The sequence below is a fragment of the Marinomonas sp. TI.3.20 genome, from assembly GCF_038155025.1.
GTDB lineage: Bacteria > Pseudomonadota > Gammaproteobacteria > Pseudomonadales > Marinomonadaceae > Marinomonas > Marinomonas flavescens.
This window is the reverse complement of the sequence record NZ_JBAKAS010000015.1, coordinates 55,607-68,717: the sequence shown is the minus strand read 5'-3', so window position 1 is coordinate 68,717 and position 13,111 is coordinate 55,607. Positions and strand designations below refer to the sequence as shown.

Here is a 13,111-nt window from a genome sequence, read left to right as displayed (position 1 = left end):
TTGTTTGATGGCGGACAAATAAAGCGCCTTGAGAAACCGATGACCAACAGCGACAATGTTGCTCTATTCATAAACGTTTACATTTTATGCTGTCACCTTTAGAAGCCTATCAAGAAAAATCGCATCATCAGCATATTCATTTTGATGAGCATCAGCAAGTCGCATTATTGGCCTTGAATCGTGTTTATCTTGGCCTTATTTCTCCTGTGATACAAAGCGATAAAAACGCCACTGTAGAAGCCATTAAAGGCGTTTATATGTGGGGAGATGTAGGTCGCGGTAAGACCTTTTTAATGGATCTCTTCTATGAATGTTTACCGGAAGGGGTGGGCTTACGGTTGCATTTTCATCACTTTATGGCGCGCTTGCATCAAGAGCTTAATATGGCATTCGGTCAGAAAAATCCACTGCAAGGCATTGCCAAGCGTCTAGCTGCTGAGTGTAAAGTACTTTGTTTTGACGAGTTTTTTATCTCAGACATTGGCGATGCTATGTTATTGGGAGGCCTGGTTGAGTCGCTTTTTGATGAGGGTGTGGTGTTGGTGGCAACGTCTAATATTCCCGTGGAAGGTTTGTTTCAGAGCCAATTACAAAAGCAGCGTTTTGAGCCATCGATTGCATTGTTACAGAATCATTTGGAAAGTATTCATTTACATGGCGAAGAAGACCATAGGATGCGGCATAAAGGGACCGATCCAGTGTACTTTGTCCAAGATGACAATGCTTTGGAATTGGCTTTTTTAACCTTATCTAAAGGAGAGGTATCATCTTCACCGTTGGTCGTGTGTCGCCGTTATATTAAGGTGAAAAAGTCATCAACGAATATCGCGTGGTTTGATTTTTATGATCTCTGTGATGGGCCTAGATCGTCTTTAGATTACATTGAATTGGCGCAGCGTTTTTCTTGTATTCTAGTCTCAGGCATTCCACCGTTAAGCAGTGAGCCCTATGAGCATATTAAAGCGCGTGGGACGGAAGATGGTTCGATTGGATCGGGTCAAACCGGTGAGCGAGAAGTAAGCTTGGGTATTAATGACGATGCAGTAAGGCGTTTTATTAGCCTAGTGGATGAGTGTTATGACCATCAAGTGGTGCTGTATTTAAATGCCGCTGTGCCGCTTACATCCTTGTATCTGAATGGCGCGCTGTTATTTGAATTTCGACGAACTTACAGTCGTATAACGGAAATGCAATCCCTTTATTATCAATCAATGCGTGCTCATTGAGCGACTCGCGTTTGGTTATCGCTTTTCTTAAGTTTTTATGACTTGATAAAAGTGCTATCCATGACCAATATAGCTATTAAGACAATCACATAATGAGAAGGAGAGCGATCATGTTGTATGAAGATCGCGTTGATGCGCTGGTCGCACCAAAAGGTGCGTTAGAGGTGTTATCGCAAGGCGAAATATCTCGCATGTCTGATGATACGGGTTCATTGCATATATTATTTCGTCGCTGTGCGTTAGCTATTTTAAACTGTGGCAGTGACACTGATGATGCGAATGCTGTAACCGAAGAGTTTAAAGATTTTGATGTCTGTATTGTTCAACAAGAACGAGGCGTCAAGCTGGAATTGAAAAATGCCCCAGGCAGTGCATTTGTTGATGGCAAAATGATTAGCAGTGTTCGTGAAATGTTATTTAGCGTTTTACGTGACATTATTTTTACTTACCATGAATACAATTTAGCAAGCGGGTTAGACAACGCAAGTTCTGAGAAAATCACCAATGTTGTGTTTGAGCTGCTCCGCAATGCCAATGTGTTCCGTCGTATTCAAAGCCCAGATATGGTGGTGTGTTGGGGTGGACATTCGATCGCTCGATACGAGTACGATTACACCAAGCGAGTAGGGCATCAGCTGGGTTTACGTGAATTAAATATCTGTACCGGTTGCGGACCGGGGGCAATGAAAGGTCCTATGAAAGGGGCTGCAATTGCGCACGCTAAGCAGCGAGTTCATACCGGGGTTTATCTTGGTTTAACGGAGCCAGGAATTATTGCCGCAGAATCGCCAAATCCCATTGTTAATAAATTGGTCATTATGCCGGACATTGAAAAGCGCTTAGAAGCCTTTGTTCGGACTGGTCACGGTATTATTGTGTTTCCTGGTGGCGCCGGCACTGCAGAAGAAATTTTGTATATCCTAGGCATTTTATTGCACCCTAAAAATGCCGATATGCCGTTTCCGCTAATCTTCACTGGACCAAAAGAAAGCGCAGATTATTTCGAGCAAATTCATGCCTTTATCGGGGATGTATTAGGTAAGGAAGCACAGGATAGATATCAAATCATCATTGAGGATGAAGTGGCTGTTGCGCGCGCGATGAAGCAGGGTTTAGAAGAAGTTCGTCATTATCGTAAAGCGCATCAAGATGCTTTTTACTATAACTGGAAGCTTTATATTCCTGAGGAATTTCAGCGCCCATTTGAGCCTACTCATGAAAACGTGCGTGGCTTGAATTTGCACTTTGGTCAGGAAACACATTTGTTGGCGGCGGATTTACGTCGTGCTTTTTCGTCAATTGTGGCTGGTAATGTTAAAGCGCAAGGCGTGGCTTATATTAAAGAATTTGGGCCGTTTGAAATTCATGGCGACAAAGTCATGTTGGAAAAATTAGATGCCTTGTTACAGGCTTTTGTTGCCCAGCAGCGTATGAAATTACCCGGCAGTGAGTACATTCCTTGCTATAAAGTGGTCACGGACTAATAAGATAGAAAGCAAAAATAAAGGGCCATTTGATTTGGCCCTTTATTTTGTTCAGCTATTTTTGGTTGGCTAACCTAACTGCTAACCTAACTGCTAACCTAACCACAGGAAAAGACTTATTTATCAAGTTGCTGCTTTATCCATTGCGCATGCTGCGTAATGAGCTGGCCTGAAATAGTCACCTGATTAGGGATATTGGGTAAGTTGTCTATGTCCCACCATGCGGCTTCTTCTATTTCCCCCGGAGCGGGTGTCAGCTCTCCGCCATCGTAGTCAGCAAAGAAACCGACCATTAATTGATGTGGAAAAGACCAAGGTTGGCTGCTTGCATAGCGAATGTTTTTTACTTCGATGCCGACTTCTTCTCGCACTTCGCGAGCGACCGCTTGTTCTAGTGTTTCACCTGCTTCAACAAAACCTGCAATGTTACTGTGCATGTCGGTTTGCATTTGTGAGCCTCTGGCAAGTAGTAGCTTATTGCCTTTTTTGACAGAAACAATGATGCAGGGAGAAATCCGAGGATAGTGGCGTAGATTGCACGTTGGGCAGATTTTCGTGTGTTCTGTCGTGTGTTTACTGCGCATTTCAGTGCCGCAACGACCACAGAATTGATGATCTCTGTCCCAGGTGGAAAGTTGGTGTGCGCGGCTAAGTAATAGGTAATTTGCTTCGTCTTGTAAAAAAAGCAATTCACGTAGGCCAATTTCGTCAAAACCTCTGGGTTTATTTTCAAAACGACAAACAAACACATCTTGACGAGCGCCATCCGCAGAGCACCATTGTCCACAATATACCGCGCGCATGTTTGCATCGGGCTGAAAGGAAGTAAATGGAATGAGAAAGTGTTCTTCTGATTCGATTAAAACTTGGTTTTTATACAGTAAAATATAGAGCGCATCTTGATGAGGTGCGGGATGTGCGTTAATGCCAATTTCTAACATGAGAATGCTCTGTTGCGTGCTAAATGATTACGCTAACGCGAACCTGCTTTAGACGCAACAAAGTCACTCTGATTAACCCCAATTAAGGATGACTTTCCCTGATTGGCCAGATGCCATGGCATCAAATCCTTCTTGAAACTGCGAAACAGGGAAGTGGTGCGTAATAATTGGGCTAATATCGAGACCAGACTGCAGCATGGCAACCATTTTGTACCAGGTCTCGTACATTTCACGACCATAGATTCCCTTGATGATTAACCCTTTGAAAATAACTTGGTTCCAATCAATGGTGGTTTCTTTACCTGGGATGCCAAGCATGGCGATTTTACCACCATGGTTCATGCATTCGAGCATAGAAGAAAACGCAGCACCGTTACCTGACATTTCGAGGCCTACATCGAAACCTTCTGTCATCCCCAACTCTTTCATTACGTCTTTGAGTTGTTCTTTGCTGACATTAACGGTACGAGTTGCGCCCATTTTTTTCGCTAGGTCGAGTCTAAAATCATTGACGTCGGTAATAACCACGTTGCGCGCACCAACATGCTTGGCAATGGCGGCAGCCATAGCGCCAATGGGACCAGCGCCAGTGATTAAGACATCTTCACCGGTTAAATCAAATGACAATGCGGTATGAGTTGCATTACCAAAAGGGTCGAAAATAGCGGCCATGTCATCACTAATATCATCAGGGATTTTAAAGGCGTTACCCGCAGGGATGACTAGATACTCTCCGAAAGCGCCAGTACGGCTAACACCGACGCCTTGTGTTTCTCGACACAAGTGACGCCTTCCTGCACGGCAGTTACGACAATGTCCGCAAGTAATATGCCCTTCGCCTGACACACGATCGCCGATGTTAAAACCATTCACCTCAGCGCCTATTTCCGCAATTTCGCCAACAAACTCATGACCCACTGTCATAGGAACAGGGATTGTGTTTTGCGCCCAATCGTCCCAGTGGTAGATGTGCATATCGGTGCCACAAATAGCCGTTTTGTGGACCTTAATAACGACATCGTTATGGCCGCATTCTGGGTGTGGAGCGTCTGTCATCCAGATGCCTTTTTCAGCATGAAGTTTGGCAAGGGTTTTCATTATAAGACTCCTTAAATAGGGTTCAGGGCACGTTAAATAATATTCAGAGCGCGACCTGTTTTGGCAAAAGCTTCAATGGCATGGTCGAGTTGGTCTTTGGTCAGTGATGCTGACATTTGAGTGCGAATTCTCGCTTTACCCATTGGAACCACGGGATAGGAGAACCCAGTGACATATATGCCTTCTTTATAGAGAGCATTGGCCATGTCTTTCGCCAGTGTGGCATCACCGAGAATAACAGGAATAATGGGGTGATCACCTGGGACTAAGTTAAATCCTAAATTGCTCATTTTTTCTCTGAAATAAGCACTGTTCTCTTTGAGCTTTTGTCGAGACTCTCCGCCTTTTTGAATGAGCTTTAGAATTTCTAATGTGGTGGCCGTGATGACGGGAGCCAGTGAATTAGAAAATAAGTAAGGGCGAGAGCGTTGACGCAACCACTCAACTATAGGTTTTGAGGCGCTAGTGTAACCTCCAGAGGCGCCACCTAGTGCTTTTCCTAGAGTGCCGGTAATGATATCTACGCGGCCTATAACATCGCAGTATTCATGGCTGCCTAGGCCATTCTCTCCTAAGAAACCGACCGCATGGGAATCGTCGACCATAACCAGTGCGTCGTATTGATCTGCTAGGTCACAAATGGATTTCAAATCGGCAATGATGCCGTCCATGGAGAATACACCGTCAGTGACGATCAACTTTGTTTTAGCGCCTTCGGAGTCCGCTTGTTTTAGGCGCTCTTCTAGTTCCTGCATATTGTTATTGGCATAGCGGTAGCGTTTGGCTTTGCATAAGCGAATGCCGTCAATGATGCTGGCGTGATTTAGAGCGTCGCTGATGATGGCATCGTCACTGTTTAGCAGGGTTTCAAATAAGCCACCGTTAGCATCGAAGCATGATGAATAAAGAATGGTGTCTTCCATTTGCAAAAACTGACTGAGCTGCGCTTCTAGTGTGGTGTGAATGTTTTGTGTGCCACAGATGAAACGTACAGAGGCCATGCCGTAGCCGAAAGTATCTAGGGCTTCGTGAGCGGCTTTTGTCACTGCTTGATGATTAGCAAGGCCAAGGTAGTTGTTCGCGCAGAGATTAATTAATGGTGTGTTGTCTGCGGTTGTTACCTGGCTTGCTTGTGGAGAGATCAATGGTCTTTCTTCTTTATAAAGCCCTTGCTCTTTTAATTCCTGAAGCTGGTGTTCCAAGTTTTGAAGAAATGTAGATCGACTCATAATGACTTCCTCTTATTCTGTGTTATGTATCAAATAAGTGTAGAAGGCTTGCTGTGTATCTTATAGATGCAGTGGCCTATTAAAATGACCATAACAGTTTGTTAGTTGGTTTTATTTGACGGTTAGCAGTTCGGCTGGCTTTTTGACAAAGCAGTCACGTAGAATAAGCGCAAATTTTAAGCAGAGAGAAGATTGAATGTTATCTAAAATACGTAGCAGTGTGTTGATCAGTACCATGGTGGCCAGCGTTGGGGTAAATGCTCAGGATTATTTGCCCATTCTTCAATACCATCATGTGAGTACAACAACCCCGGCTTCTACCTCGCTTACACCGGCTCAGTTTACCGAGCAAATGGATTATCTTAAGGACGCCGGTTTTCAGGTGGTGGACTTGAAAGACGCATTAGAAAAGTTGAAAAAGCATGAGAGCTTGCCGAATAAAGCGGTAGCAATCACCTTTGATGATGCTTACCGAGATATTTATCTGGGTGGCTTCCCTATCCTTAAGGAAAGAAACTTCCCGTTCACTGTATTTATCAACACACAGCCTATTGGGCGGAACCACCATTTTCTGACATGGAAAGACATTAAAGAGATGGAGTTGTCTGGTGGCGTGTTTGCCAATCATACGATCAGCCACCCTTATATGCTGCGCAAAGCGGAAGATGAAACCTATGATCAATGGTTGGCTCGGATGTCACATGAAGTCGACACCGTAGAAACTGTGCTGAATAAGCAGCTAGGTCATTCTCCAAAAATGCTGGCTTATCCCTATGGCGAGTCAGACGGTACGATACGCGCGATGATGAAAGAGAAAGGCATTATGGCGTTTGGTCAACAGTCTGGAGTCGTCAGTGCGGATTCTGATTTTGAAGACCTGCCGCGTTTTCCTGCTTCTGGGCGTTTTGCTAAGTTATCTACGTTAAAGGTGAAGTTGGCGTCGAAGCCTATGCCTCTGCTTAATGAAGACAGTGGTGGGGATTTTGCGACTGATAAGCCCGTGTCTATTCGTTTAACCTTTAAACCGGGTAAGTATCGCCTGAAAGATTTAGCTTGTTATGTATCAGGGCAAGGTAAGGCATCATTGAACTGGATTAAAAAGAACGAAGTGGTTGTCACTGCACCCAAGGCATTTGGCGTAGGACGAGGGCGAATTAACTGCACTATGCCGGATTACAGCGCTAAGCATTATTACTGGTATTCCAATGTTTGGATCCGTCCAGGGGCAGATCAGGGCTATGTAATAGAAAAAGTGGGAAAAAGTTAACTTTTTTTCAAAAAGATGTTGCACTGAAATCTCAAATCAGTATTATACACCTCGCTCGCAACGGAGGGGTGGCAGAGCGGTTTAATGCACCAGTCTTGAAAACTGGCGTAGGTTAATAGCCTACCGAGAGTTCGAATCTCTCCTCCTCCGCCATCTTCCTTTTAGGAAGGTTGTTGTGTTGTAAGCAAAGATAAAATTAGTTCCTCGATAGCTCAGTTGGTAGAGCAAATGACTGTTAATCATTGGGTCACTGGTTCGAGTCCAGTTCGAGGAGCCAGATCGGAGTATAGCGCAGTCTGGTAGCGCGCCTGCTTTGGGAGCAGGATGTCGGGAGTTCGAATCTCTCTACTCCGACCATTAATTTTATCGTCACCTAGTAATGGTGGGCGTAGCTCAGTTGGTAGAGCTCCGGATTGTGATTCCGGCGGTCGTGGGTTCAAGCCCCATCGTCCACCCCATTACTCTGATAGTCGGGCCGTTAGCTCAGTTGGTAGAGCAGTTGACTTTTAATCAATTGGTCACTGGTTCGAATCCAGTACGGCCCACCAACTATCATACAGATTCTAACTCTGTAGAACCTGATTCATTCCTCGATAGCTCAGTTGGTAGAGCAAATGACTGTTAATCATTGGGTCACTGGTTCGAGTCCAGTTCGAGGAGCCAATCGGAGTATAGCGCAGTCTGGTAGCGCGCCTGCTTTGGGAGCAGGATGTCGGGAGTTCGAATCTCTCTACTCCGACCATTAGGTTTATGTGTTAAAGAAAGAAATTATGAGCGGGCCGTTAGCTCAGTTGGTAGAGCAGTTGACTTTTAATCAATTGGTCACTGGTTCGAATCCAGTACGGCCCACCATTCTTCTCATAATTCATTATCAATTTTATTCTTCCTTTTCTTATTTAATTCCTTGATCTTTCTCTAGATAACTTCAAACTCTATCGTCTATCGTCTATCGTCTATCGTCTATCGTCTATCGTCTATCGTCTATCGTCTATCGTCTATCGTCTATCGTCTATCGTCTATCGTCTATCGTCTATCGTCTATCGTCTATCGTCTTGTTCAAACAAGCTGTCTGTTTTTTTGTGGGCTGGGGTGTTTGTAAAAAAAAGGGCGGCCGGTAACTGGAGAGTATTTAACTTCAATCATCGGTTAAAGTCGAAATGACGGGTGGTGCTTTGCTATGAAGGTACTGCCTTGAGCATAATGATCTCGTTCAAGACAGGCTGTTTGTTTTTGTGTGTGTGGGTTGGAGTGCTTATAAAAAAGAGCAGCACAATTGTCATTGTGCTGATAAAGCTCATCATGCGAGACAAGTGTGATTAGAGTGATTTCTTTCGGCTACATAGCATCACTTGTTGTTTTGGTTTTAATTCGCATTTGAGGCGCCAAGTCTCAAGTTGATGCTCGCTCTTCTTTGGGTATTCCAGCCCGCAAGGTCAAGTGTTGCTGGTTTATGGCTGTATGGTGTTTATTTTGCTTTCTGTGGCGCTGTGAGGGCTTTTGGGTTGACGTTGCTTTGGTGTGGGTAACTTGTGGATTTGTTTGTTTTGAAGTGTTAATTGGCTTTAAATGGGTTTTTTGTGGATAAGCTTGTGCTTAACCGGGTAGGTTATTCAGTTTTTGCTTATTGAGTTTGGTTGTGTTTTTCTGTGGATAACGTTTTGAGGTGTTTTTCTAGAATGAAAATACTTGATAAATCTTGAAAAAGATTTTTTAATTATAGATAAAGAATTGATCTATAAGGAAAAGCGCTAATGGTGGAGGGAGGTGGATTCGAACCACCGAAACTTTCGTGGCAGATTTACAATCTGCTCCCTTTGGCCACTCGGGAACCCCTCCACAGCAGCGCGACGTATCTTATACGTCACGCTTTACCGTGTAAACACTTTTTTCTTATTTCTTAAGAAGTTTTTCTAGTTTCGCTTTCATGCGTTCTTCAGGAGACAGATTGTCATAGGCATCATCCTGGCGCTTTTGAACGGTCTGAGTGTTTTGGGATTTATTGTTTGGTTTGTTCTTTGGCTTTTGGCTTGCTCTATTGTTCGCTTGAGGTTTTGCTTTCGGGCGTTGTGGTTTTTCGCTTTTAGGGCGATTAAACGTAGCCTTTTCCTTTTTTGGGATCATAGAGTCAGGCAATGCGGGCTCGTTGCTAACAGGAGTCCCTTCAAGATCGATACGAGGTTGGCCTGTTAATAAGCATTTCTTATAGCGATCAGAGCGTGTGTAAGCGGCTAAGGCGCGTTTTTGCTTGCTGACGTTAAAGTCATCATCAAGAACCATGTCTTTGTCTATACCGACCTTCAGGGGTTTAGGCTGGTTCCAATCAAACGCTTTTGGATAACGGTCTTCTAGCATCTTGATCAGGCGACGGTTGTTTTTTTGGTTTTTCTGACGTTTTTTTTGCTCTGGCGTCAGTGTCGCTGCTTCTTGCGTGCTTTCACTTGCTGGTTGTACATCGGTGGTTACTGTTGCTGCCACTTGAGTTTCATCTAGTACGTCTGGCAAGCCGTTAAGCTCTAGTTGTTGTATTGTCATGTAATCAGTCTGTTCTGTTGTCGTGGTTGTGATGCTGGTTTCAGCAAGAGAGTGCAGCAAGTCAAAGCTTAGTTGGTCTTCTACGTCACTTTTTGATGCTGCATTTTTAATGGTTTCGGCCGGAATAAGAAGATCTAAAGAGTCTTCAATATATAACTGCAATTGATCTTCCGTTGAACGCGATTCCATGTTTTTTAAAAGGTCCATTGAGGCGCTACTGTCGAGAGTGTTTATACCCTCTTTTTTTAGCTTCGTTATTTCCTCGTTGGCAGCTTTTAGCTTTTCGATAAGCTGATCGACTTCAGCTTCGAGTTTGGCAATTATTTGTTCCATACACAAGGCTCAATTCTATAACGGCGTTAATGGAATAAGAGGTGTGTTTTTTACACCAATCATTTCTTGCCGTTGAGTATCATTCGGCTGAACTATCGAAATAGCTGGGTTACTTTTGTGCCAAACATAAGCAAGTGCAGGCAAGAAGCAAAGAGCTAAAGTCATTATTGATTTCATTCAGCTTAGAAAGTAAGGCCTGCACCAACCATTACATGTTGATCATACTTAGGGCTGCTGCTGTTTAAAAGTTTAACAAATACGTCTAATCGGCTGGTGTTAGAGGTCGCTATGCGAAAACCTGCTTCAGGATAGTAAACAGTTTTGTCGAAAAAATAGACGCCGGCACCCAGATACGACCACATTGGCACACCTGGAATCAATTGAAAAGCAGGTGTAGCACTGTAGTAGCGTGAGCCAAGAGCAATTGAGCTCTCTGGGTTATCTCCTAATGCGAAGGAAAAACCACCGTAAATAGAAAAATTAGAAGGCGTTGTGAACTCCATCATAGTGCTCACTACGGAGGTTGTGCTTCCGGTTTCGTTATCTGTTGATGGTCGTGTTGCGGTTGCTTCAAAGTTTAGCAAGCTCGCAATTTGTCCTTCGTCGGCAAATGTACTCCCGCAGAAAAAAACTAAAGTGGCAAAAATGATGGGTTTCATTATTTATTATCCAGCTGGTTAAGACGATTTAACATCTGGGATAAGGAAGACTCCCAATTCGATTGTTGTTCATTTTTTTGGTTAAGTGTGTTTTCTAACTCACTTTTCTCTTCGCTGATTTCATAGTTTTGCATTTCTAGCTCAGAGATTTTTTGACGTAAAGATGAAATTTCTTCTACGGCTTCGTTAATGCGTTGTTCTAGGTGGTGAAGTAGTTCGTTATTCATTTTTTTATCCTAAAAGTATATAAAACCGCTTTATAAATAGCGTTATAGTAAAAATTACCAAGCAATTACAACATCTTGTTGCTGAACATTTAATATCTGCGCATCTACCGCCAATTCGCCGATGGAGAAGTTTGGCTGAACTTGCTTAATAGTAACATTGATATTGGCATTGTTCAGTTGTGTTTGAGCTGTTTGGTTTTGATTGAAAATTTCGTAGCGACGGTAAACGCTAAATTTATCCCCTTGCTTTATGCCTGATAAAGAGCCAGCGGCAATGTGTATGCGGTTCCCTTCGGTGCGAAATATATTAGCAATAAATGGTTGGCAACGTAGTTTTTCACTGGTATCAATCGCGCTTTCTCGTAATATTTCACGTACGACTTTACCATAATGTATGGTCCAGAACTTAGCACTACCAAAACCTATTCTAGCATTATCTGAAATGTCCCAGTTGCCAATTTCACTATAGCGTTTTTGGAAAAGAAGTGCGCCACTGAAACTATCATAAATATAGAGATCCAATACAAAATTTCTTTCCTTTTGTATTGCTTTGTCTTTCTCTAACGGTGTTGCCTCTAAATTATCAGGTGTTCTTAGATAAAGTGGGCTAATGTCACGAATGACGCCACCAATTATATACTGTACCCCTAACTGTTGTCCGATACGGGTAACGTTTGTTAGGTTACCTTCGGAAGTCATTGAAGAAGGGGCATTTATTAAATCAGGGTAAAGGGCAACGTTGGTAGCAGTTAGGGCGCGAAGAAAACCTTGTTTGTTAATGGCATTGGCGAGATCTTTTGGTAGCTCTCTAGATATATTATTTAATCTTCCAAGGCTGGCTTGTTCCGGGTCTTGAAGTTGAAAGCCTATGATGCCAACTGACTTTTCATAATAATTAGTCGCACCATTACTACATTGAGAGTCGGGAGTGACATTGACGCGAGCGATAACGGTAAGAAAATCACCTTTACGCTCTTCGTGGATGATCTTAGCTTGCTGAACACGTCCTGAGCTGCGTATTTGAATGTCTGAATCCAGATCGCCATTTTTCAGGCGATCATTGACGCTTACTCTTGAACTTGATTGAAGGACTGCCTGTTTGATCGCTTCTTGTGTTGCTCGATAGCGGGCATCGTCAATGTCATCGTTGTAGATAATGGCTTTTCCAGTCGCCTTTACAGATTGAGCAAAAGTAGGCGCAATGGAGAGCAAAGACAGTGTGGCGAATAGAATAAATTTAAGCATTAAAGGCATTATTCAATCGTATAGAAATTGGCGGTGGGTGTTGGGCTAGAGGCATCAACTGTTCGATAGTCTTGGTGAGCTTTACATCTTGGGTCATTAGAGATGTTATTGGGTGAGCTTACGCACTGGCGAAAGTTTTCTTGAAGCGCCATTTCAACAACCGTTTCAAATGTGCCATCTTCATGTTCACGCTGTGAAACGACTTTAGCGCCAACGAGATAGGCGTCGATATAAGAACGTAACTCATCGTGTTGTAAAACCATGTTGCTTAACGAGCTTGATCCATCAAGTTTCAAGCCGTATACCCGTTCGGAAAGGTTTCGATAAGCATCTAATGTGGAGCTGCGTAATGCCATCAGCCGTGCTTGAGATTTGGAGAATCGTTTGCTTGTACTGACGGCAGCATAGCCAGTGGCATTGATAATAATAGGTTCGCGTCTTATTGCTCGCGTAACTTGATTTTGGTTTTGGTAATTAAGCGCATTGCCGTTACCCATGTCCACGGTGTTGCCATTACAAGGGCCAACAGTCGTGCAGTCTTCTCCGGTTTTTTGAAACAAATTTTGACAGCCCGCAAGAGCAATGCCCATTATGGCGATGGAAAAAAATTTAAAAACTAGTGTCATAATGGCGTCCCCAATGGAAGTCCTTATCTTGTTTTGCATAAAATATCGTTTAATTCTGCTTGGCGAAATTTCTACTTAAGCTGATGAAGAAGCAAAAAGTAGGCCACTGCCTATAATAGCGAATAATCCTGACACAAAATGTAAACTATTTTGCTTGTTAACGTCCATGTTTGCCGGTGTAAATAGGGATATTTCTGCTTTTTTCTTGGGAAATCTATACTTTATCTATATTTCCTCCTTTTGC

General features: G+C 43.3%; 12 protein-coding genes and 9 tRNA genes. 11 read left to right on the top strand and 10 right to left on the bottom strand.

The window, feature by feature from the left end:
* Positions 1–86: 86 nt before the first annotated feature.
* Together zapE and ppnN are read left to right on the top strand one after the other, a co-directional pair.
* A complete protein-coding gene (gene zapE, locus V6259_RS14740) occupies positions 87–1,226 on the top strand; it encodes a cell division protein ZapE (protein WP_341585131.1) in 1,140 nt (379 codons plus the stop codon).
* Between the two features lie 110 nt (positions 1,227–1,336).
* Complete coding sequence (gene ppnN, locus V6259_RS14735; RefSeq protein WP_207923287.1) at positions 1,337–2,710, top strand: nucleotide 5'-monophosphate nucleosidase PpnN; 1,374 nt, start codon at positions 1,337–1,339, stop codon at positions 2,708–2,710.
* A 116-nt stretch (positions 2,711–2,826) separates the two neighbouring features.
* Here ppnN and nudC read toward each other — a convergent pair whose 3' ends face one another.
* From nudC to V6259_RS14720, 3 genes are all read right to left on the bottom strand, one after another.
* Positions 2,827–3,651 carry an NAD(+) diphosphatase gene (gene nudC, locus V6259_RS14730; protein WP_341585129.1) on the bottom strand — a complete coding sequence of 275 codons (825 nt, stop codon included), beginning with the start codon at positions 3,649–3,651 and terminating at the stop codon, positions 2,827–2,829.
* 72 nt (positions 3,652–3,723) lie between these two features.
* Complete coding sequence (gene tdh / locus V6259_RS14725) at positions 3,724–4,749, bottom strand: L-threonine 3-dehydrogenase (RefSeq protein ID WP_341585127.1); 1,026 nt, start codon at positions 4,747–4,749, stop codon at positions 3,724–3,726.
* 32 nt (positions 4,750–4,781) lie between these two features.
* Complete coding sequence (locus V6259_RS14720; RefSeq protein WP_341585126.1) at positions 4,782–5,978, bottom strand: glycine C-acetyltransferase; 1,197 nt, start codon at positions 5,976–5,978, stop codon at positions 4,782–4,784.
* Between the two features lie 196 nt (positions 5,979–6,174).
* On the opposite strand from V6259_RS14720, the gene V6259_RS14715 reads away from it, so the two are divergent.
* The 9 genes from V6259_RS14715 (at position 6,175) to V6259_RS14675 (ending at position 8,097) form a co-directional block, all read left to right on the top strand.
* A complete protein-coding gene (locus V6259_RS14715) occupies positions 6,175–7,245 on the top strand; it encodes a polysaccharide deacetylase family protein (RefSeq protein WP_341585124.1) in 1,071 nt (356 codons plus the stop codon).
* 62 nt (positions 7,246–7,307) lie between these two features.
* Positions 7,308–7,398 (top strand) — tRNA-Ser (locus V6259_RS14710).
* A 48-nt stretch (positions 7,399–7,446) separates the two neighbouring features.
* Positions 7,447–7,522: transfer RNA gene (locus V6259_RS14705), tRNA-Asn, on the top strand.
* 3 nt (positions 7,523–7,525) lie between these two features.
* Positions 7,526–7,602, top strand: a tRNA-Pro gene (locus tag V6259_RS14700).
* Between the two features lie 25 nt (positions 7,603–7,627).
* Positions 7,628–7,703, top strand: a tRNA-His gene (locus V6259_RS14695).
* Between the two features lie 14 nt (positions 7,704–7,717).
* A tRNA-Lys gene (locus tag V6259_RS14690) sits at positions 7,718–7,793 on the top strand.
* Positions 7,794–7,832: 39 nt separating this feature from the next.
* A tRNA-Asn gene (locus V6259_RS14685) sits at positions 7,833–7,908 on the top strand.
* 2 nt (positions 7,909–7,910) lie between these two features.
* Positions 7,911–7,987 (top strand) — tRNA-Pro (locus tag V6259_RS14680).
* Positions 7,988–8,021: 34 nt separating this feature from the next.
* A tRNA-Lys gene (locus tag V6259_RS14675) sits at positions 8,022–8,097 on the top strand.
* Positions 8,098–8,997: 900 nt separating this feature from the next.
* Here the strand turns inward: V6259_RS14675 and V6259_RS14670 are convergent.
* The 7 genes from V6259_RS14670 to V6259_RS14640 form a co-directional block, all read right to left on the bottom strand.
* Positions 8,998–9,081, bottom strand: a tRNA-Tyr gene (locus V6259_RS14670).
* 54 nt (positions 9,082–9,135) lie between these two features.
* Positions 9,136–10,110 (bottom strand): ProQ/FINO family protein, encoded by a 975-nt coding sequence (locus tag V6259_RS14665; protein WP_341585123.1) that lies wholly within the window; start codon positions 10,108–10,110, stop codon positions 9,136–9,138.
* 15 nt (positions 10,111–10,125) lie between these two features.
* Positions 10,126–10,275, bottom strand: a complete 150-nt coding sequence (locus V6259_RS14660) for a hypothetical protein (RefSeq protein WP_165942919.1) — start codon at positions 10,273–10,275, stop codon at positions 10,126–10,128.
* Between the two features lie 17 nt (positions 10,276–10,292).
* Entirely contained in the window at positions 10,293–10,769 is a 477-nt protein-coding gene (locus tag V6259_RS14655; protein ID WP_341585121.1) for a hypothetical protein, read from the bottom strand.
* Positions 10,769–10,996, bottom strand: coding sequence for a cell division protein ZapB (locus tag V6259_RS14650; RefSeq protein WP_133013192.1), 228 nt, complete (start codon positions 10,994–10,996; stop codon positions 10,769–10,771). Before V6259_RS14650 ends, V6259_RS14655 begins: the two co-directional genes overlap by 1 nt.
* A gap of 54 nt (positions 10,997–11,050) precedes the next feature.
* Complete coding sequence (locus V6259_RS14645; protein WP_341585119.1) at positions 11,051–12,250, bottom strand: flagellar assembly protein T N-terminal domain-containing protein; 1,200 nt, start codon at positions 12,248–12,250, stop codon at positions 11,051–11,053.
* Positions 12,250–12,867, bottom strand: a complete 618-nt coding sequence (locus V6259_RS14640) for an LPP20 family lipoprotein (RefSeq protein ID WP_341585118.1) — start codon at positions 12,865–12,867, stop codon at positions 12,250–12,252. The genes V6259_RS14645 and V6259_RS14640 overlap by 1 nt, the downstream gene beginning before the upstream one ends.
* Positions 12,868–13,111 lie beyond the last annotated feature (244 nt).